This window comes from Frankia sp. AvcI1, from assembly GCF_001420875.1.
Taxonomy (GTDB): domain Bacteria; phylum Actinomycetota; class Actinomycetes; order Frankiales; family Frankiaceae; genus Frankia; species Frankia alni.
Genome location: NZ_LJFZ01000037.1, coordinates 38,198 through 57,218, shown reverse-complemented (window position 1 = coordinate 57,218; position 19,021 = coordinate 38,198). Strand labels below are relative to the sequence as shown.

Genomic DNA, 19,021 nt, shown 5'->3' with positions numbered 1-19,021 from the left:
CTCGTCAGGAGGCCAGGGCCCGCTGGGGGCGATCCGTCGGCGGCACCCAGCCCCGCTCGCGCAGGGCCCCGGCGACGATCTCGGCCGCGTCGTCCGGTGCGGTCCGCAGCAGGTGCGCCGGCAGCCGGATCAGGGTGTCCTGACCGGAACCACACTGGGTGACCGGCTGCTTCGCGGTCGGTTCGACCGCGACCTCGACGCGCACCCGCCACGGCTCATAACGCACGGTGAGCCGTGAGGTCGGCTCGTCCGCCGGACCCTCGACCCGGTAGCCCGCGGGGGGCAGCTCGCGCCGCCGCTCGATCCGGCGGAACATGATCTCGGTGAGGTGCGGCGCGTCCGCGCCGAGTCGATCCAGCGTCTCGGCGATCAGCGTGCGGCGGCTGATCGGGCCGCGCCGCGACAACGCCTCGCGCAGGCCGCGGACGGTGACGATCTGCTGGTGCACGGCGTCGGCGAGGACATCCTGCGCCAGGCTCCGGGACGCGGCCCACTCCGCCATGTCGATCAGGGAGCGGGCCGGGGTGGTCCGCGGGGGCAGTCGGAGCGGGTCGATCTCGCTGGATCTCAGGCGCGCGCTGTGCCGCAGCAGCACCCCCGGCGGAGCGCTGACGCGGCGGTCGGTCGGGACGAGCACGGTCACCGGCTGGGGGTCATGGCCGACCAGCCCGGCGAGCGCCGCCGCGCATCCGCCCGCCAGCACCGCCTCCGGCCCGATGGCCTGCACCGCGGCCCACAGGTGCTGCGGGCCGGCGGTGGGGGTGACGTCGGTGATCAGGACGCCGCGGAAGGGCTGCCGCCAGCGGCCGTCGTCGAGGCGCCGGCGGATCTCGGTGCGGGGGAGGCCGGCGGCGACCGCGTCGCGGATCGTGATCACGCCGGCCTGCGGTGTGGCGATCTCCTGCCAGGAGAGTCGGCCAGGGTTATGGGCCATGAGAAGACGATGACGGTTGTTCTTCTGTTGGGCCAGCGTCTTTTTACAATTGTGGATAACTACTTGAAGCACCTAGCTGTTCACGGAATGTCGACTATTCACGCAGGGTTCGGCGGCTGCTCGCCGAGGCGCCGCCGGCCCCTGCGCGGCGGCCGCCCGTCGTCGCGCGGCCGCCCGTCGGCCGGTGGGTCCGCCACGGGCCGCCCGTACCCGCCAGCCGGCGGGTACGGGCCTGGCGCCGGCTGCTCGCCGATCGGCACCCAGCCGCCGGTCATCCTCCCGGGGCCGGGGCCGGCGGGTGCGGGGCCGGTGGGGGGGCCGGGCCGCGGGGACGGTGGGGCCAGCCGGTAGGCCGACTCCTGCGCGGCCGCAGCGAGGTCCGGGTAGGTCCCGGACGTCGCGGTGGCGATTGGACGCGGCCGGGCCCCGTCCGTCCGGCCCGCCCACCCCCCGACCGGAAGCTGCGCCGACGGGGCGGCGGGCACGGCGAGGCGAACCGCACCCGGCGCCCGGCCGGCCGGCTGCGCCCCCGCGGCCCCGGCCGCACCCCGGGCCGACCAGCGGTCCACCGGTGAGACCCGGGGCAGCAGCACCGTGCCGGGATTGCAGTCGCCCGGAGTCACCCGGCCCGGCCCGTCGACCGGGCTGATGAGCAGGAAGGCGGTGGTCGGCAGGGTCTGCACGGTGGTGGGCTCGATGAGGAACTCGTACACCCGCTGGGTGGTGCTGCCGTCGTTCGTCGAGTCGCTGACCGACGTGTTCGTCGTGCGCTGCCAGGTCTGCGAGCGTGACGTCGTCACGGACTCCTGCCAGCCGGTGTTCGTCGAGGTGTTCTGCAGCCAGGGCAGCAGGCGGGTGCGGTCGTAGGTCCGGCTCGACCCGCCGCTGGTGCCGGTGGTGTCCGAGGTGCCGTCGGAGTAGCCGACGCTGTCGCTGTCGCCGGTGGTGAAGCTCCGCCCGACCTGCGTGGTCACCTGGGACATGACGAACCTGTGACCGCGGNCGATGAACTCCGCCGCGGTCGTCGCGTCCTTGCCGTTGCCGAGCCGCATGATGATCGTTGACCCGCCCTGGCTGCCCAGGACCCGTTCGGCGTCGTCGGCGAGGCGCTCGAAGAGGAGCACGAGGCGCACCCCGGCGATCTCGGCGTGCCGGGCGAGGCCGCCCAGCACCGGTCGACCGAGATGGTCCGCGCCGGCGACGACGAGCATGTCCCGCCCGGCGGCGGGGGCGAGCTCGCGGCGGCGGAGCTGGTGGAGCACCGCCTGGATGACCAGCCGGTCGGCGAGCTCCTTGTGGTGCGTCGACGACGTGCGGCTGGAGGTCGCCAGCACCCGCAGCCCCTGGACCGGCCACCAGGTGGCCAGCCGGCGCAGACCCCCGGCACCCCGGCCGCCGCCCACAGCCGCCCGCGCGGCGGCCGCGGCCGAGGCGTCCGGCGGGCAGAGTGCCTCCAGCGAGGAACGCAGGTACCGCAGCTCGTCGGGGATCCGTTCGCCGCGGCCGAAGGCGTTCATCCGGCCGACGAGCGCGCCGGCCTCGGCCGTCGACAACGCCGCGGCCGCCGTGCCGTCGTCGAGACCCTCCAGCACGCGCAGGCCCTCGGCCAGCCGGCGGAAGGTCAGCCGCTCGCCGAGGACCTGACCCACCGTGGTCACCAGGTCGGCGTGCAGCGCCCGCCGGTGATGGTCCTGATCGCCCTCGCGGGTCGGGCCGAATGCGTCCGCGACGAGCTCACCGGCCTCCCGCGGGCCGAGCCCGTCGAGCAGCGCGACCTCGTCGAGCTGGCCGGGCAGGTCCCAGGACTCGACCGGCCAGCGGGCCTGCCCGGCCAGCCGCGCCAACCCGCCGCCGACCGTCCGCTCGCTCAGGTCCACCAGCAGGATGCCGGTGCCGCCGGTGAGCACCGAGCAGCCGGCGGTGGCCAACAGACTGGCCCAGCCGTTGCCGTCACCGCCGAAGACGTCGACCCGCGGGGTCGCGGCCGGCGTCACGATGGGGAAGAAGGCGCTGGCGGCCTCCCGGCGCCGCTCGTCGGCCCGGATGTGTGCGTCGATCTCGGCCTGCCAGGAGACCACCGCCTGCTCGTGGGCGGCGCGAGCGCTCGCCGTCGCCGTCACCGTCCGCCGGCGGGCGCGCACCAGCTGGCGATGGCGCACCAGTGGAGCCAGGCCGGCGAGCAGCGCGAGGGCGAACCCGGNCGGCACGAAGAACAGCCCGCCCTCGGACGCCAGCAGAAGCCCAAGGACGACGAAGGCCCCGGGCACCGGCAGCCGCTTCCACAGCGCCCGGATCGACCGGCTCCGCCGGGCGGCCAGCTCGGCCAGGTCGGGCAGCGCCGGTGGCGTCCAGACGGGGCGATCGTCGGCGAGCGGGCTCGGCGTCGCCGGGCCGCCGTCGACGAACTCCCACCCCCAGCGTTCCCGCGGGACGAACAGCCCCTGGATGAGCTGGGCCTCCGCCGCCGTCAGGGCTGCGCCCCCCATCGTGACCCCCGCCAGTCGCGTCATCGTCGGACCTGGCCCGCCAGCCCGACGCCGCCCGGCCTGCGGCGGCGCCGTCGACGGCGAGCACAGCGCGTGGCGAACCTCGGTCCCTCCGTCTCCAGTATGGCGCCTGGTGTCCACTCTGTCGCGTTCTGCGCCGGCTCTCGCCGGAGGGCCGGTCGGTCGCCCGCGTGCCTAGACCGGCTGGTTCGTACGCCCCAGAGAACGGCCGGCGCGAAGCGGCCCGCGGCCCGCGGGCTGTCGGCTTCCCGACAGCCCGTCGCCGGCTCGGAGCCGTTGCCGCAGGCCACCTGGTGCCAGCCCGGTCGGGCCCGGCGTGGGGCGTCGGTGAGATCCGCCGATGCGGCCAGCCACGAGCGCGAACCTTTCTAGGCTCGCCTCGACATCGAACGGGGGATGGCTGATGGTGCGGGACGGCCGGCGGGTTGTCGGGATCGGTGTCGTCGTGGTGGCGCTGCTGGGGACGGCAGCCGCCTGCGGAGGGGGCGACGGGGCCACGGGCGTACCGACCGCCTCCGCCGGCACGATCGCGCCCGCGCCGCTACCGCGCCCCGCGCCCACGCCGACCGGCGTCGCCCCCGAGGCCTACCAGCAGGTGCTGACGGGCGTGGACGCCGCGCTCACCCCGGATCTCGCCGCGGTGTCGGGCGCCCAGACGCCGACCGATCTGGCCGGGGCGCTGCGCACGGCCGAGACGGACCTGACGACCCAGCGCACGACCCTGGCCGGCACCGACCCGCCGGTGCCGGCGCGCGCCGCGCACGGGCAGCTCGTCGCCGCACTGGTCGCGCTCGGCGCCGACCTGGACAGCCTGCGCGCCGACGCCGACCGGCAGGTGGTGTGCACCGGTAGCTCGGGCGGGCGGCGAGCGTCGGCCGGCAACGGCGCGCACCTGACCCGGCTGGCCGTCGCGGCGCTCGCGGCGGCGGACCCGGCCCACCCGTACCGGGTCGGCGCGTTCCTGCCGACCGGCGAGCCGGACCAGACCCGGCGGCCGGACAACGGCAGCGTCGGCCCCGGCCGGCGCGGCGGCTACGGCAAGGTCACCGTCGAGGCGCCGCCGTCCCAGGACGCCGTGGTCAAGCTGACCGAGGGCGGCGCGAGGGTGCGCAACATCTTCGTACGGGCCGGCAGCAGCACGACCGTCGACGGGCTGCCCGACGGTCACTTCGACGTCTTCTACACCCTCGGCGAGGACTGGGACACCGACGCCGCCCGGTTCACCCGCAGGTGCTCGTTCAACAAGTTCGACAGCGGCNTGGACTTCTCGACCCGGCACCTGTCGACGTCGATCGAGTACACGACGTACCAGCTCACCCTGTTCGACGTGGCCGGAGGCAACGCCACGAGCGTGCCGGTCCCGGTGGCGGACTTCCCCGGCTCCTGATGACCCGGCCACGCGCTCACCGGCCGGCCGCGGCTGATTCCGGCGCCTCGGGCCCGGCCAGCGGCCCGCCGGGGCCCGTCTCGACGAGGTTGGCGATCTGGTCGACCAGGTCCGTCAGGCCGGGCCCGGCGCAGGCGTGCTCCAGCGCGATCGCGACGGCCCCGGCGTCCGTCCCGCCGGCGAGTTCGCGCACCGCGTCGACCAGCCCGCTCGCCGTCACGTCGCCGACGCTGACCTGGTCCTCGCCGCCCGCGTACACCGGGCTGGCGCGCAGCCAGGCGAGCTGCTCGCCGATCGTGGCGCCGGCGACGGCCAGGCCGCGGTCCTGCCAGGACGCGGTCAGCGGATGCGGGCCCGCGTCCGGACCCTGCCGGCGCACGGCCTCGCCGAGCGCCAGCCGGACGTCCTGCCAGCGGTAGACGCCCGCGGTGAACCGCCGGGAGTCCACCGGTGCGTCGGCGGACGCGGACGGCCCGACCAGCAGTCGGCGCAGCGTGGCGCGCAGCGCGGCGGCGAAGTCGTCCGCGTCGACGGACGGGCGCAACAGCCGGGCGCGGGCGTCGGTGGCCCGGTCGGTGGCGTGCGCGAGCAGGCAGTCGAGCCGCCGCGGCGGCTGCGCGGCCAGCATCGCGCGCAGCGCCGGCGAGGGGGCGAACGGCGCGAGTCCCAGCACGTGCGCGAAGCCCATCACCTGGTGGGCCGCGACCGCCTCGACCCAGAGCACCAGCCGGGCGTCGTGGGCGGCCAGGGCCGCGGTCTCGGTCTCCTCCAGGGTGCACGCCCGCCCGACGGCGCACGCCGCGCCGCAGTGCAGGCTGCGCCGGCCGGCCAGCGGGACCCGGTCGTACCGGGCGAGGTGCGGCGACTCCCGGGCGTCGCCGGCGACCATCCGGGCCAGCACCGGGCGGTCCATGCCGTCCACGCTGACGGCGGCCACCCCGGCCGGCAGCGCCACGACGGCCTCGGACTGCTCCGGGCGCAGGTTCATCGTGGCACCGACGGCCTCTCGGTCGTCGGCGGCGGGCAGCCGGTGCATCACCTTCAGCGCGGTGTTCTTGATGACGTCGGGCAGGATCTTCGCCGGGATCTGCTCCACGACGACGAGGCCCTCGCCGTAGGCGCGGATCTCGGCGAGCAGGGAGGCGAACAGCTCCACCGCGGCCGCGGCCGGCCCGTCGGTGACGTTCTTGAGCAGCCGGTGCGCCTCCTCGACGACGAGGACGTGGNGCAGCCCGCCGGCGCCGGCCGCCCCGAACCGCACCCGCAGGTGCTCGACGATGCGGATGAGCACCGCCCCGAGCAGGAACGCCTTGTCCTGGTCGCTGGTGATGTCCTCAAGCTCGATGACGACGTTGCGGGTCAGCAGGGCGCCGATGTCGATGGGATGGCCGCCCTCGAAGAACCGCCCCGGGCTGCCCTCCCGCAGGCTGCCGATGCGGACGTCGACGAACCCGCGGACGTCGGCGGTGACCTCCGCCCCGTAGCCGATGTTCTCGACCACCCTGGCGGCGGTTCGCTGCAGGTCGCCGAGGGTCGGGTAGCGCCGCCNCACCTCGACGGGGTCGTCCGCGTCCGGCCCGTAGACGCGAAACCGCGGCCGGTACGGCGGCTCGGGCCGGTCGAGTACCAGGTTCCACCCCAGGTCCCGGTAGCAGACGGTGAGCGCCCGGGCCAGGACCTGGGGGAACGGCTCGTGCGCCTCGAACGCGGCGAGGAACAGCGCGCGGACCAGGTCGAGGTGGCTCTGCAGGGGGAAGCCGGCCTCCGGCTCCAACGGGTTCAGCGACGCCGGCGCCGCGTCCAGCCGGCCCGGCCGGATGACGAGCACCTCACCCGGCCGCGCGGCATCCCCGACGTCCGGCGGTCCGGCCAGGTCGGCCAGCCGGCCCGCCATCCGCGCGTACTCCGCCTTCGCCGGCTCCAGCACCAGCCACGGCACCGGCGCCGGGGCGCGGGCCAACGACTCCAACAGCGACCGGACGGTCTGCGACTTGCCGGAGCCGGTGGCTCCGCAGACGAACGCGTGCCGGTTGAGCGTGGACCGGGGGACGGCGAGCGTGCCGGCCGGCGACCAGCCGGCGTCGAGGACGTCACCGAGCCGCACCGCCCCGGGGGCGCCGCGGGGATCCGCGGGCCCGCTGCCGTCCGGGCCCTCCGGCGTCACGTCGAACGTGTGCGGGGTGATGAGCGTGATGCCCGGAAGTTCCCGGCCGGGCGGTCGGGCCAGCGCCGCGAGCAGCTCGGCGCCGGCCCGGAACGGGCTGCGCTCCGCCCCGTCCGCGGGATCCGCCGGCCGCGGCGCCCGGGCGCCGGCGAACGACGTCGCGGGGCCCAGCGGGCGCAGCGTGTAGGGCAGCTCGTCGAGATCGCTGGAGCTGCACAGCAACGCCGCCAGGGAGAACGCGCCGGCCCTGCTGGCCCCGCCGACGAGGATCTCGACGTCCCACATCCCGCTGGCCGCGGCGCGGCCGAGTTCCCGGTGCCGGCGCTCGGCCCGTTCCAGGTCGAGCCGGGCGTCCTGGTCGTGCTCGCGCAGGCGCAGCGCGGGGATGCTCCGGGCGAGGGCGTCGCGTTCCTCGGCGAGGCGGTGCGGTGTGACCGGCCAGGCGAGCACCAGCCAGGCGAACGGGCCGACGAGATGGGCGGCGTAGTCGTCGAACGAGCCGCGCCGCGCGCCGGGCGGAGGCTGGCTGCCGCCCTCCCCGCCCGGTCCGGGCGCCCACAACGCGTCCGGGCTGCCGCCGCAGCGCAGCCAATACGGGAAACGGGCGAGGTCGTCGAGGACGGCACCGGGCGCCAGCGCGACGGCCGTCGACCCGGGTGGATACAACAGCGGGGCCGGTCCGGCCGCCCGCGGCGCCGACGCGGGCCGGGGGCGGGCGGACCGAGGCGGCCGGGGAAGCGGCGGGAGTGGCGGCAGCCCGCCGTCCTGCGAGCCCGGCCATGCGTCGCCCGGCGGCAGGCCGCCGCCCTCGGGCCATCCGTCGGGGCCGTCGAGGGGCGGCGGGCCGATCGGGGATGACGGGCCGATCGGGGATGGCGGGGCCGCCGGGATGGTGCCCGGGGGAAAGTAGGGCCGGCCGCCGGCGAGGAAGCGGATGTGGGCCTCGCCCGGCCCGCGCAGCCAGGCGACGGCGACGCCCGGCGCGGCCGGGCCGGGGCCGAGCGAGGTCAGCTCGGCGTGCGCGCCCACGAGCGCGGCGAACAGCGCGGGCGGGACGGGATCGGGACGGTCGGTCCCCTCCGGGCGCCGCGGAGTGGCCAGGATGCGGTGGAACTGGAAGCCGTCGAGCACGATCGTCGGGCCTGATTCGGTGGGGGCCCGAGCGATGGCGGGCCGGGTCGGTGGCTGCCGAGGGCGGTGCGGCGAGCTGATGCGCGCACTGCGATGCACTGCGGTGCGGTGCGGTGCGCACGCTTTGTCGCGGTGGAATGACCAGAACGTACCGCAATCGACTCTGCGCATCTCGGAGCCGCGTCTATCGGCGACGGGCGTAACCCGGTCGGGCGTGATCCAACGCTCGTCGTGGCCGTGGGGGGCGCGTGGATCGGCGGGTCCGTCCGGTGCTCTGCCTGCGTTCCGGGTGGGTTCGGGACCGCCCCGTGGGGGCGGCGTGGAGCAGTGCGTCGCGGATACGGACGATCCGTCCGGGGTGCATTCCCGATGTCACCCAGCGTTCGGGTGTTGTGGCTGGATGACGGGGGCAGTCCACCGGGGTACCCCACCGAAGCGCGGGAGGCGATCCGTATCGTCGTGACCGGTGCGCCCTGGTCGCACCCCGGTGGCGCGGGCGCGGTCGCCGCCGGGAGCGTCGGCTCTCGACAGCGCGACGCCGTCCCGCCCGCGGCGTCGTTCCGGAGGCCGCAGACATGGCCGATCACCGCAGCAGGCCTCACCGAATCCGGCCGCGCGCGGGCTCCGTGCGCGGCCGGTCGGTCGCCGTCGGCGTCGCGGCTGCCGGCGTGACTCTGGTCGTGGGCGCCGCGGGCGCCGTCCACTTCGGCGGTCCCGGCTCGGAGCGGGACGCGGGGTCGTCGGCGTCGGCCACCGCCTCGGCCGGGTCGACGCCCCTGGCGGCGGGCGCGCAGCCGGTGCGGCCGAGCCGGGTCGAGGGCGCGAACGGCGCGGCGGGGGCCCCGGGCGCCGTCCCCGGTATCGGGGCGGTGATGTCGGCGAAGATTCCCCGGGACGCCCTTCAGGTGATCGTCGCCAGCGGTGCCGACCGGGACGCGAACACCAACAACGTGACGCTGTGGCAGCGTGCGGACCCGGATGCCCCCTGGGAGCCGTTCGGTGCCCCGCTGACCGGGCGTAACGGCGCCAACGGGTGGACCTTCACCCACCGTGAGGGCGACCTGCGCAGCCCCATCGGGGTGTTCAGCCTGACGGCGGCCGGCGGCCGGTTGCCCGATCCGGGCACCGGCATGCCCTACGAGTACCGGCCCGCGTTCTACCGGACGGCGGCGCCGCAGGGGCAGCCGATGGCCGACGCTTTCAACTACGTCGTCGCCATCGACTACAACCGGCTGCCCGGGCTGCCCCCGTCGGACCCGACCCGGCCGCTGGGCGACCAGGTCGGCGGCGACATCTGGCTGCACGTCGACCATCGGTCGCCGACCCGGGGCTGCGTCGCCGTCGAGCAGGACGCGCTGACGTCGATCCTGCGCTGGCTGAAGCCCACCGCCCACCCCATGATCGTCATGGGTGACGTGGGTGATCTCGCCGCCGACACCACCTGATCCGACCGGCCGGCCTCAGCCGGCCTTCGGAGCGTGCTGCTCCGCGTGGCCGCCGAACTGCTTGCGCATCGCGGAGAGCAGCTTGTCCGCGAACAGGCCCTCGCCGCGGGAGCTGAACCGCTCGTACAGGGAGGCGGTCAGCACGTGCGCGGGCACGCCCTCCTCCACCGCGGCGAGCACCGTCCAGCGGCCCTCGCCCGAGTCGGAGACCCGGCCGCTGAACTCGGCGAGTTCGGGATCCTCCTGCAGGGCGGTGGCGGTGAGGTCGAGCAGCCAGGAGCTGACGACGCTGCCGCGGCGCCAGACCTCCGCGATCGCGGCGGTGTCGAAGTCGTACTGGTAGTACTGCGGGTCACCCAGNGGGGCCGTCTCGGCGTTGTGCTCCAGGGCNTCCCGGCCNATGTTCGCCTTGTCGAGGATGGCGAGTCCCTCGGCGAACGCGGCCATCATGCCGTACTCGATGCCGTTGTGGACCATCTTGACGAAGTGCCCGGCGCCGTTCGGCCCGCAGTACAGGTAGCCCTTCTCGGCCTGCACCGGCTCGCCGGCGCGGCCGGGGGNGCGGGGGACGGCGCCGACGCCGGGGGCGATCGTCTCGAACAGCGGCTCCAGCCGGGCCACGACCGCCGGCTCGCCGCCGATCATCAGGCAGTAGCCGCGCTCCAGGCCGAACACGCCACCGGAGGTGCCGACGTCGACGTAGTGGATGCCCTTGGTGGCGAGTTCGGCCGCCTTGTGGATGTCGTCGCGGTAGTACGAGTTGCCGCCGTCGATGATGACGTCGTCCGGCGCGAAGTGCTCGGCGACGGCGTCGACGGTCTGCCCGGTCAACCCGGCCGGCACCATGATCCAGGCGGTGCGCGGGGGACGCAGCGCCGCGGCGAACTCGGCGAGCGTCCCCGCTCCCGTGGCGCCCTCGGCCTCCAGGGCCTTGATGGCCTCGGCGTTCACGTCGTAGACCANGCACTCGTGGCCGTCGCGGATCAGCCGGCGAACCAGGTTGGCGCCCATCCGGCCGAGGCCGACCATCCCGAGCTGCATCTTGTCTCCCCGCTCGTTTCGTCACGGCGGCCCGGTGCGGGCGGCTTTGCGCGCACCGGGCCCTGCTTCACGCTCCGACGCCATTGTTCCCTTGACACCCCGCGCCTCCCGGTCACGGGCGGCGCGCCGTCCGTTCGGGCCGGGTGCTTCTCGTCACCGTCGGCGCGCGTACGGTACGACCGGGCCGTCCCCCGCCATGCTGCCGGCGGCAGATGACGGTTCGGGGTCGAGGGAATAGCGGGCCCCTTACCACCGCCCGGCCAGCCCCCCCGGCTGCGGTGATCCTGGCTGCGACGGTGGGAGGCACGGACATGGATCCGGACACGCAGGCGGGGGGCACACAGGCGGGGGACACACGGGCGCGGGACGCCCAGGCGCTGGCTGTGCACGCGCTGGAGGCGCGGGTGGATGTGATCGTGATCGGCGCGGGTCCCGCCGGGGAGAACGTCGCCGGCCGGTGCGCCGACGCGGGGCTCGCCGTGACGATCGTCGAACGGGAGCTCGTCGGCGGTGAGTGCAGCTACTGGGGCTGCATCCCGAGCAAGACCCTCATCCGGCCGGGGGAGGTGCTGGCCGCGGCGCGGCGGGTGCCCGGCGCCGCTGCGGCCGTCACCGGCGCGCTGGACCCCGCGGCGGTGTTCGCGCGGCGTGACCGGCTGGTCGGTGGCTTCTCGGACGACTCCCAGGTGCCGTGGCTGACCGACAAGGGCGTGACGCTCGTGCGCGGAACCGGCCGGCTGACCGGCCGGCCGCGTCAGGTCGAGGTCACCGGCGCCGACGGTGATCGTCGGGTGCTGACCGCCTCGCGGGCGGTGGTCGTGGCCACCGGCAGCCGGGCGACGGTCCCGCCGATCCCGGGTCTCGCCGACGCCGAACCCTGGGACAACCGCTCGGCGACCGCCGCCACCGCGGTGCCGCGCCGCCTGGTGGTGCTCGGCGGCGGGGCGGTCGGCGCGGAGCTCGCCCAGGCGTTCCGCCGGCTCGGCAGCGCGGAGGTCACCGTCGTCGAGGGTTCGCCGCGACTGCTCGCCCGGGAGGAGGAGTTCGCCGGGGAGCAGGTACGCGCGGCCTTCGAGGCGGACGGCATCACGGTGCGCCTCGGCACCCNGGCCGTCGACGTACGACGCGGCCGCCCCGACTCCGCGACGTCGCGCGGCCCCGTGACCGTCACCCTCGCCGCCGGGGCGGGGCCGCACTCCGCGGACGATCACGCCGGCAGCGATCGCAGCGGGAGGAGTCACGCTGAGGGCGATCACGCTGAGGGCGATGACTCCGTACGTGATGACTCCATGGGCGATGACTCCGTGGGCGACACCGTCGTGGCGGACGAGATCCTGGTGGCGGTCGGGCGCACCCCGGCGACCGGGGACCTGGGCCTGGCCGCCGTCGGCCTGCAACCCGGCACGTTCATCGAGGTCGACGACCGTCTCCTGGCGGTCGGGGTGGACGGCGGCTGGCTGTACGCGGTCGGCGACGTCTGCGGCCGGGCCCTGCTCACCCACATGGCCAAGTACCAGGCGCGGATCGTCGCCGACGTCATCACCGGCCGCCGGGACGCCGCGGGTGAGCCCGCCCGGGACGTGGCCGACGGCCTCGCCATCCCGCGGGTGACCTTNACCGATCCCCAGGTCAGTGCGGTCGGGCTGACCGAGCGGGCCGCGCGGGAGGCGGGCCTGACGGTTCGGGCGGTCAGCGTCGCGACCGGTGGGGTGGCCGGCGCGTCGGTGCGCGGCGAAGGGATCATCGGTACTTCGAAGATCGTCGTCGACGAGTCCCGGCGGGTCCTCGTGGGCGCGACGTTCACCGGCCCGGATACCCAGGAGATGGTGCACGCGGCGACGATCGCGATCGTCGCCGCGGTGCCGGTCGAGCGGCTGTGGCACGCGGTGCCCTCGTTTCCGACGGTGTGCGAGGTGTGGCTACGCCTGCTGGAGGAATACGGCCTCTGATCCCGCCTTTCGGGCCGCAGACATTCGCCCCGAAGGGCGTAACCACCGGCCTCAACTGAACACCGAAACACCACCCGGGCCGATGAGCAGGCCGACGACGATGAGCACAATGNCNTAGATGAGACCCCCGCGCACGATTGTGACGACCCCCGCGATGACGAAGATCGCCGCGATGATCCAAAGAATGGTGTCCATGCAGGCGTCGTTCCTCGCGTCGGCCCAGTAAAACCCGCTCAGCCGGCTGCCGGTGCGGGGGTGCGGCGTTCGGCCCGGCCCAGGCGCACGTCGGGCGCGCCGAGCCGGGCCGCGTCCGCGGTGGCGTCGTCGGCCTGCCGCTGCGAGGCTCGTTCGGCCTGCACCCGGGCCAGGTAGTGCTCGACCTCGCGGTCGCGGGCGGTGACGTCCCAGCCGAGCGTGGGGGCGATGAGCTCGGCGACGTGGCGGGCCGCCTCCACCCCGCGGTCGGGGGTCTCGATCGAGATGCGGGTCCGCCGGGTCAGCACGTCCTCCAGGTGCAGCGCCCCCTCGTGGGTGACCNCGTACACCGCCTCGGCGGCCAGGTACGTCGATGCCCCGGTCAACGGCCGGGCGAGCTCCGCGCGGGACCCGGCGAGCTCCAGCACCTCCTCCGCGAGGGTGCCGTAGCGGTGCAGCAGGTGTTCGATCCACCCGACGTGCAGCCCGGCGCGCCGGGCGAGGCTCTCCCGGGCGTTCCACAGGGCGGGGAAGCCGTCGGCCCCGAGCAGTGGGATCTTCTCGGTGCACGACGCCGGCACCGCCCGGTTCATCCCGCCCACCGCCGCGTCGACGGCGTCGGCGGCCATCACCCGGTAGGTCGTGTACTTGCCGCCGGCGACCATCGTCAGGCCGGGCACGGGGGTGACGACGGCGTGCTCGCGGGACAGCTGCGAGGTGTCCTCGGACTCGCCGGCCAGCAGCGGCCGCAGGCCTGCGTACACGCCGGTGATGTCGTCCGCGGTCAGCGGGGTGCGCAGCACCCGGTTGACGGTGGTGAGCAGGTAGTCGATGTCAGCGCTGCTCGCCGCCGGGTGGGCGAGGTCGAGGTTCCAGTCCGTGTCGGTGGTGCCGATGATCCAGTGGCTGCCCCAGGGGATGACGAACAGCACGCTCTTCTCGGTGCGCAGGATCAGCCCCGTCTCGCCGTGGATGCGGTCGCGGGGGACGACGATGTGCACCCCCTTCGACGCCCGGACCGACAGCCGCCCCCGGCCNCCCACCATCGACTGGATCTCGTCGGTCCACACCCCGGCGGCGTTGATGGTCTGCCGGGCACGCAGCGCGATCTCGTCGCCGGACTCCAGGTCGCTCACGGTGACGCCGGCGNCCCGGTCGCCCTCCCGGAGCAGGCCGGTGACCCGCGCGCTGGTCGCGAGCAGCGCCCCGTAGCGGACCGCGGTCCGCGCCACGAACAGGGTGTGCCGGGCGTCGTCGACCTGGCCGTCCCAGTACTGGATGGCGCCGACGAGGGCGTCGGAGCGCAGGGACGGGAAGACCCNCAGCGCCGCCTTGCGGCTCAGGTGNCGGTGGTGGGGCATGGTCCCGTCGCTGCCCGGCGCGATGCGGGCCAGGCCCTGACCGAGGGTGTCGTAGAGCAGCACGCCGCTGCCGATGTAGGCGCGTTCCCAGCCGTGGTGGGTCAGCGGCAGCAGGAACGGGACGCTGTGGACGAGGTGCGGGGCGAGAGTGTCCAGCATGAGGGATCGTTCCCGCAGGGCCTCACGGACCAGCGGGGCGTTGAGCTGTTCGAGGTAACGAAGCCCCCCGTGGATCAGCTTGCTGGAGCGGCTGGAGGTGCCGGCGGCGAGGTCGCGGGCCTCGACGAGGGCCACCGACAGGCCGCGGGTGGCGGCGTCCAGCGCGACTCCCGCGCCGGTCACCCCGCCGCCGATCACGGCGACGTCCATCATCTCGGTGCGCATCCGGCGCAGCGCCTCGGCCCGGCGGGCGGGATCGAGGCCCGCGGTCGGCGCTGCGAGCCTGGTCGGCGTCATGCGGGTGTCCTCCTTCGGGCGGATCGGGCGGGTCGAGCGGGTCGGGCGGGTCGGGCGGGTCGAGCGGGCCGGGCGGGTTCGGGCCGGGTGGGCGGGTCCCGGCTTCGTACGGGCGGGTCGGGGCGGTACCGCGGCGACCGCATCCCCATGGTGCCGGCTGGCGGTGACCGGCGCCTGTGCGCGGGTGAACGGCGGGCGTCCGGCGGGGGACGCCGAGGCGTCGCCGGGTTCGGCCGGATCGGCGACCGGCACACCACGCGGTTATCGAGTACTACGGTCTGGACTGAGCCCGGCTCCCGTGGCGGGCACACGCCGACGAGATGGACTGGACCACGTGGATCTGAGCTATCCCCCGGAGGCGGAGAAGTTCCGCGTCGAGCTGCGCGCCTGGCTGACCGCGAACATCCCCGCCGCCTGGACCGCACCCGGCTTCTGGGCCACCCTCGGCGAGGACGAGGCGTTCGACCTGCGCCGGGACTGGGAGCGGCGCAAGGCGCTGGCCGGGTTCGCCGGGATCGACTGGCCGCTCGAGTACGGCGGGCGCGGCGGCACCCCGGCGATGCGGGCGATCCACGACGCGGAGCTGGTGCGTGCCCGCGCCCCCCGCTCGGTGAACAGCCTCGGCCTGGTCTTCCTCGCGCCGACCGTCATGGCGGTGGGCACCCCGGAGCAGCGGGCCGACATCATCGGGCCGATGCTGCGCAACGAGGTCATCTGGTGCCAGGGCTTTTCGGAGCCGGGCGCCGGGTCCGACCTCGCCGCCCTGCGCACCCACGGGGTGNTCGACGGCGACGAGTTCGTCGTCAACGGCCAGAAGGTGTGGACGACGTTCGCCAGCCGCGGCGACCGGATGTTCACGATGGTCCGCACGGAGCCCGGCAGCAGCCGTCACCGCGGCCTGTCGCTGCTGCTCATCGACATGCACGCCCCCGGGGTCGAGGTGCGTCCGATCCGTCAGATGAGCGGGGTCAGCGAGTTCGGCGAGGTCTTCCTCACCGACGTGCGGGTGCNGGCGTCGCAGTGCCTGGGCGGGGTCGGCAATGGCTGGGCGACGGCGATGCTGCTGCTGTCGTTCGAGCGCGGCGCGGCCGGGATCAGCCAGTACACCGCTTACCAGCAGGCCTACGACGAGATCGTGNGGGTGGCGCGGGCGCTGGGCCGGGCCGGTGACCCGGTGCTGCGTCAGGAGCTCGCCCGCCGCCGGGTCGAGCTGGAATGCCTGCGCTATCAGGCCATGCACGTGCTCACCGAGGTCGAGCGGGGCCGCGACCTGGGGGCGTCGTCGTCGGTGACGAAGCTGCAGTGGTCGCAGGCCTACCAGGGACTGTTCGAGACGTTCGATGAGCTGCTCGGCGCCGACGTCGCCCTGCTGCGGCCGACCGCGGACCTCGACCTGACCGCGCTGCGCCAGGAGAGCTTCTGGACCCGCTCGGTCACGATCTGGGGTGGCTCGTCGCAGGTGCAGCGCACGATCGTCGCCGAACGCGTGCTGGGCCTGCCCCGCGGGTCATAGGCTGCCCGCCCCGCCCCGTCCTGCCCGCCCCGTCCTGCCCTCACCTTGCCCTGCTCGTCCCGTCCCGTCCCGTCCTGCCCTCGTCCTCGTCCGTCCCGCCCGGCCCTCGCCCGCCTCGCCCGGCCGTCAGGAGAACCGCGCCCGTGTACTTCGCCCTCACCGACGAGCAGCGTGCCCTCGCCGAGACCGTCCGCGCCTTCCTGGCCGACCGCTTCGATCTTCGGGCGGTGCGGGCGGTCGTCGACGACGAGCAGGGCGACGGCCATCCCGCCGACCTGTGGCGCGCGATCGGGGAGCAGGGCTGGCTGTCGGTGTGCGTGCCGGCGGCGCACGGCGGCCTCGACCTCGGCCTGCTCGACGCCCAGGTGATCGCGCGGGAGTTCGGCGCCGGGGTGGTCCCCGGGCCGTGGGCGGCGACCGTGCTCGCCGGGGCGGCCATCCGGCGGGACGGCTCGCCGGAGCAGGCCGCGGCCGTGCTCGGGCCGCTCGGCGCGGGCGAACTCGTCGCCACCGTGGCGCTGCGTGGCCCGGGCGGGCACCTCGGTCGCGGCGGGATCGCCGTGCGCGCCGACGCTGCGGGCCGCCTCGACGGTGCCGCCTCCGGTGTCGAGTACGCCCACGTCGCCGACGTCATCGTGGTCGCGGCCATCGAGCCGGGTGTGTCCGCCGAGCTGGGTGTGTCCGCCGAGCCGGAGGGGCCGACGGGTGCCGGTCATGGCGACGGAGGCGTGGGTCTGTACCTGCTGGAGCGGGGGGCCGCCGGTGTGCGGGTCGACCGGCAGGCGAGCATCGACGCCACCACCCGGCTCGCCGCGGTGACGTTGACCGGGGCGCCGGCCGCCCGCCTGCCGGGCTCGGACGCGGCGGGGCTGGCGGACCTGCTGCGCCGCGGCGCGGTGCTGGCCGCCGCGGACCTCGCCGGCGTCGCCCGGGCGGCGTTGACCCGCACCGTCGCCTACGACACCGCGCGGGTCCAGTTCGGCCGGCCGGTCGGATCGTTCCAGGCGCTGGCCCACCATCTCGCCGACCTGCACGTCGCCGTGACCATGGCGGAGCATGCCGTGCTGTACGCGGCGCACGCCCTCGACGAGGGTGCCCCGGACGCCGACCTCGCCGTCGCCGTGGCCAAGAGCAAGGCGAACCAGGCCGCCGTCGACGCCACTGCCGCGATGGTCCAGTACCACGGCGGGATCGGCTACACCTGGGAGCACGACACCCATTTCTTCTACAAACGCGCGAAACGTCTCGCCGCCGCTTTCGGTGACAGCCGCCAACATCTGGAACACCTCGCCCGGCTCACCGTCGACACCGTGGAGTGAACGGTGCCTCTCGTGTCGAGTGCTCCGGGAAGGCCGGCATCCGCGAAAGGCGGGGCCGGGATGGCCCGGGCCGNTGAAGCCGGTTCGGCCAAAGCCGGTTCGGCCGAAGCCGGTTCGGCGGAAGCCGGGAATGGTGGGATTCCGATTGCGGGCCGACCCGCGGCCCCCGGCGCCACACGGGGGATACCTGCCCCTTGGGCCGGGGGCGATGGCCTTGTCGTCCACACTTGTGCGACATGAACGGACGCTCGGTGCAGGCGCTGTCCACGGTGATGATCCGCTGCACCGCTCGGCTGCGGCTCGCCCAGCTGGGCTACCTGCTGGTCTTCGTCGCCGCCTGGGCCGACTGGTACCGCGCGCACCCGGCGGCGCTGGCCGGCCCGGTGGTCGTGCTGGCGTGGGGCGTGCTGTTCGTCGTGCACCTGCGCCGCCGGCCGTGCCGGGCCATGGCGGTCGCCGACGTGGCCGTGGCGGCCCTCGTCGCGCTGGCCACGGACTGGCTGACGCCTGACCCGTCGCGGGGCGACCCCGCCTCCTTCGCCTTCGTCGGCCTGCTCACCGCCGTGGTGGTGGCGGCGTTCGCCCTGCCGGCGCGGGGGTTCGCCGTGGCCACGGCGGTGCTGGCGGGCGGGCAGCTCGCCGGCGCCACCGACCACCGACCCCAGGTGTTCGCCGCGACGGCGATCCTTCTCGTCGTCGGCGCCCTGCTGCATCACGCCGCCGGGCGGCTGCGCCGGGTCGCGGTGGACGCGGACCTCCAACACCGCGACGTGACCGTCCGGCGGCGCCGGCAGCTCGTCGCCGAGGGACGCGAGCAGGACTCCCGCGAGCAGGAGCGGCTCCTGCACGACACGATCCTCAACACGCTCACCGGCCTGGGCATGAGCGAGGACCAGCCGGCCGGCGACCTGCGCCGCCAGTGCGCGGACAGCGTGCGCGCCGTCGAGGAGCACCTGGCCAGCCGGTCGGGCGTGGGTCCGACCCTCGCGGACCGCATCGACCAGGCCGTCGGCAGCGCGCGCCGCGCCGGCCTGCGGGTCGTGCTGGATGCGGACGCGCCGCAGGACGGGCCGGAGCCGACGGACGAGTGGGTGCCCGACGAGGTCGGTGCCGCCGTGGCCGCCGCGATGGGCGAGGCGCTGCGCAACGTCCGGGCTCATGCCGGCACCGACGACGCCCGGGTGCTCGCCCAGGTCGGCCCCGGCCGGCTGGAGGTGTCCATCGTCGACCGGGGACGCGGGTTCCGGCTGGCGGAGCTGGCCGCGGACAGCCGCCGCCTCGGGTTGCGGCACTCGGTCTTCGCCCGGATGGCGGCCGTGGGCGGCTCCGCCGACCTCTGGTCCGATCCCGGGCAGGGGACGCGGATCACGCTGCGGTGGGAGCTGCCGCAGCCGGTCGCCGCCGANACGACGTGCGCCGACCGGCTGGAGGAGCAGTTCGCGGCGGCGGCGCGGCGGGCGTTCGCCCTCGCGGTGGTCGTGGGCTGGCTCGCCGCGCTCATCCCGGTGGTCGTGCACCGCGACGAGACCCGGTCGATGCCGGCCGGCGTGGCGATCTGGCTCGCGACGGCCGTGGTCATCGGACTGACCGCCCGGATCGTCGCCCGCCGGCCGCTGGGC

Annotated in this window: 8 protein-coding genes and 15 pseudogenes; 9 read left to right on the top strand and 14 right to left on the bottom strand. The window is 75.3% G+C overall.

Annotated elements, in window-relative coordinates; genetic code table 11:
* Positions 1-4: 4 nt before the first annotated feature.
* The 4 genes and pseudogenes from UK94_RS27725 to UK94_RS67710 form a co-directional block, all read right to left on the bottom strand.
* Positions 5-934 carry a type IV toxin-antitoxin system AbiEi family antitoxin domain-containing protein gene (locus UK94_RS27725; RefSeq protein WP_041938942.1) on the bottom strand — a complete coding sequence of 310 codons (930 nt, stop codon included), beginning with the start codon at positions 932-934 and terminating at the stop codon, positions 5-7.
* A 2,201-nt stretch (positions 935-3,135) separates the two neighbouring features.
* Positions 3,136-3,444 (bottom strand): annotated as a pseudogene (locus UK94_RS67725) (hypothetical protein); the annotation flags it as partial.
* A gap of 2,611 nt (positions 3,445-6,055) precedes the next feature.
* Positions 6,056-6,376 (bottom strand): annotated as a pseudogene (locus tag UK94_RS67715) (ATPase); the annotation flags it as partial.
* 1 nt (position 6,377) lies between these two features.
* The coding region (locus UK94_RS67710) for a DUF87 domain-containing protein (RefSeq protein WP_235490240.1) at positions 6,378-8,123 on the bottom strand (1,746 nt) is incomplete at its 3' end.
* A 668-nt stretch (positions 8,124-8,791) separates the two neighbouring features.
* On the opposite strand from UK94_RS67710, the gene UK94_RS27700 reads away from it, so the two are divergent.
* Positions 8,792-9,568: a hypothetical protein gene (locus UK94_RS27700; RefSeq protein ID WP_200912921.1), complete on the top strand. Its 777-nt coding sequence runs from the start codon at positions 8,792-8,794 to the stop codon at positions 9,566-9,568.
* A gap of 15 nt (positions 9,569-9,583) precedes the next feature.
* On the opposite strand, the pseudogene UK94_RS67705 reads toward UK94_RS27700, so the two are convergent.
* The 4 genes and pseudogenes from UK94_RS67705 to UK94_RS67685 form a co-directional block, all read right to left on the bottom strand.
* Positions 9,584-9,928: pseudogene (locus UK94_RS67705) on the bottom strand (6-phosphogluconate dehydrogenase (decarboxylating)); the annotation flags it as partial.
* Positions 9,929-9,968: 40 nt separating this feature from the next.
* A pseudogene (locus UK94_RS67695) lies at positions 9,969-10,128 on the bottom strand (6-phosphogluconate dehydrogenase (decarboxylating)); the annotation flags it as partial.
* A gap of 1 nt (position 10,129) precedes the next feature.
* Positions 10,130-10,530: pseudogene (locus tag UK94_RS67690) on the bottom strand (NAD(P)-binding domain-containing protein); the annotation flags it as partial.
* A 1-nt stretch (position 10,531) separates the two neighbouring features.
* On the bottom strand, positions 10,532-10,609 hold a 78-nt coding region (locus tag UK94_RS67685), incomplete at its 3' end, for an NAD(P)-binding domain-containing protein (RefSeq protein WP_235490253.1).
* Between the two features lie 278 nt (positions 10,610-10,887).
* Here UK94_RS67685 and UK94_RS67680 point away from each other — a divergent pair.
* The 3 pseudogenes from UK94_RS67680 to UK94_RS67670 form a co-directional block, all read left to right on the top strand.
* Positions 10,888-11,716: pseudogene (locus UK94_RS67680) on the top strand (FAD-dependent oxidoreductase); the annotation flags it as partial.
* 1 nt (position 11,717) lies between these two features.
* Positions 11,718-12,224 (top strand): annotated as a pseudogene (locus UK94_RS67675) (FAD-dependent oxidoreductase); the annotation flags it as partial.
* A 1-nt stretch (position 12,225) separates the two neighbouring features.
* Positions 12,226-12,558 (top strand): annotated as a pseudogene (locus UK94_RS67670) (pyridine nucleotide-disulfide oxidoreductase); the annotation flags it as partial.
* Positions 12,559-12,673: 115 nt separating this feature from the next.
* Here UK94_RS67670 and UK94_RS67665 read toward each other — a convergent pair.
* The 6 genes and pseudogenes from UK94_RS67665 to UK94_RS67635 all read right to left on the bottom strand — a co-directional run.
* The coding region (locus UK94_RS67665) for a GPGG-motif small membrane protein (protein WP_235490252.1) at positions 12,674-12,753 on the bottom strand (80 nt) is incomplete at its 3' end.
* A 38-nt stretch (positions 12,754-12,791) separates the two neighbouring features.
* A pseudogene (locus UK94_RS67660) lies at positions 12,792-13,095 on the bottom strand (glycerol-3-phosphate dehydrogenase C-terminal domain-containing protein); the annotation flags it as partial.
* Between the two features lies 1 nt (position 13,096).
* Positions 13,097-13,790: pseudogene (locus UK94_RS67655) on the bottom strand (FAD-dependent oxidoreductase); the annotation flags it as partial.
* A 1-nt stretch (position 13,791) separates the two neighbouring features.
* Positions 13,792-13,902, bottom strand: a pseudogene (locus UK94_RS67650) (hypothetical protein); the annotation flags it as partial.
* Between the two features lies 1 nt (position 13,903).
* Positions 13,904-14,074, bottom strand: a pseudogene (locus tag UK94_RS67645) (hypothetical protein); the annotation flags it as partial.
* 26 nt (positions 14,075-14,100) lie between these two features.
* Positions 14,101-14,570, bottom strand: a 470-nt coding sequence (locus UK94_RS67635) for an FAD-dependent oxidoreductase (RefSeq protein WP_235490237.1), incomplete at its 3' end; no start/stop codon positions are given.
* Between UK94_RS67635 and UK94_RS67630 the strand changes: the two are divergent.
* The 5 genes and pseudogenes from UK94_RS67630 to UK94_RS27675 form a co-directional block, all read left to right on the top strand.
* A pseudogene (locus UK94_RS67630) lies at positions 14,569-15,351 on the top strand (acyl-CoA dehydrogenase family protein); the annotation flags it as partial. The gene UK94_RS67635 and the pseudogene UK94_RS67630 overlap by 2 nt on opposite strands.
* Before the next feature lies 1 nt (position 15,352).
* Positions 15,353-15,580 (top strand): annotated as a pseudogene (locus tag UK94_RS67625) (acyl-CoA dehydrogenase family protein); the annotation flags it as partial.
* A gap of 1 nt (position 15,581) precedes the next feature.
* Positions 15,582-15,708 (top strand): annotated as a pseudogene (locus tag UK94_RS67620) (acyl-CoA dehydrogenase); the annotation flags it as partial.
* Between the two features lies 1 nt (position 15,709).
* A partial coding sequence (locus tag UK94_RS67615) for an acyl-CoA dehydrogenase family protein (protein WP_268761677.1) occupies positions 15,710-16,083 on the top strand: 374 nt, incomplete at its 5' end.
* A gap of 143 nt (positions 16,084-16,226) precedes the next feature.
* Positions 16,227-17,402 (top strand): acyl-CoA dehydrogenase family protein, encoded by a 1,176-nt coding sequence (locus tag UK94_RS27675; protein ID WP_055752144.1) that lies wholly within the window; start codon positions 16,227-16,229, stop codon positions 17,400-17,402.
* Positions 17,403-19,021: the final 1,619 nt, after the last annotated feature.